1 protein-coding gene is annotated in these 257 nt (G+C 59.5%); it reads left to right on the top strand.

Going from position 1 to position 257, the window contains the following annotated elements:
- Positions 1-257 (top strand): malate:quinone oxidoreductase (locus SB725_RS32350; protein WP_410923597.1); only part of this gene is annotated, 257 nt, incomplete at both ends.

Genomic DNA, 257 nt, shown 5'->3' with positions numbered 1-257 from the left:
CCACTGATGATGGAAGGTCGTGACCCGGCGCAGAAGATCGCTGCGACCTGGACCCCGATCGGCACCGACGTCAACTTCGGCGAGATCACTCGCCAGTTCGTTGCCCACCTGCAAGCCCAGCCCAACTTCGCGCTGAAACTGTCCAGCGAAGTGCAGGAAATCGAGCGCAATAAAGACGGCTCGTGGCGCGTGACCTACAAGAACCTCAAGGACGGTTCGAAAACCGAGACTGACGCCAAGTTCGTGTTCATCGGCGC

Source organism: Pseudomonas sp. SIMBA_041, from assembly GCF_046535095.1.
GTDB lineage: Bacteria > Pseudomonadota > Gammaproteobacteria > Pseudomonadales > Pseudomonadaceae > Aquipseudomonas > Aquipseudomonas mucoides.
The sequence above is the reverse complement of the archived record's forward strand: the minus strand, read 5'-3'. Positions and strand labels throughout refer to the sequence as shown.